At 74.8% G+C, this 531-nt stretch carries 1 protein-coding gene; it reads left to right on the top strand.

Going from position 1 to position 531, the window contains the following annotated elements; genetic code table 11:
* Nucleotides 1–531, top strand: a 531-nt coding sequence (locus ACFW2E_RS30795; protein WP_384470346.1) for a substrate-binding domain-containing protein, incomplete at both ends; no start/stop codon positions are given.

The following is a 531-nucleotide window of genomic DNA, read 5'->3' as shown; positions in this document are numbered from 1 at the left end:
GCGGGGGGACTCCGGTTGTGGACCCTGGTCCGGGACGGGCCCGCGCGCGCCCGGCTGGCGTACGTCGGCATCGACAACCGGGCGGCGGGCGCCACGGCCGCCTACCTCGTGGGTCAGTGGCTCGGCGACCGCCCCGGCCACGTCCTCACCAGCCTCAGCAGCGGCTTCTTCCGCAACGAGGAGGAGCGCGAGATGGGCTTCCGCGGCACCATGCGGGCCCGGCACCCGAGGCGCACCCTGGTGGAGCTGACCGAGGGGCAGGGTCTGGACGCCACCCAGTACGAGCTCGTCCGGGCCGCCCTGGAACGCGACCCGGAGATACGGGCGGTCTACTCGATCGGCGGCGGCAACATCGCGACGCTGCGGGCCTTCGAGGACCTGGGCCGGGAGTGCGCCGTCTTCGTCGCCCACGACCTCGACCACGACAACACCCGGCTGCTGCGCGAGCACCGCCGGTCCGCGGTGCTCCACCACGACCGGCGCCACGACATGAGCGCGGCCTGCCGCCTGGTGATTGGCGCCCCCCGCGCG

Origin of the sequence: Streptomyces sp. NPDC058964, from assembly GCF_042741275.1 — a bacterium.
Classification (GTDB): Bacteria; Actinomycetota; Actinomycetes; order Streptomycetales; family Streptomycetaceae; genus Streptomyces.
This window is presented reverse-complemented; position numbering and strand designations above follow the sequence as displayed.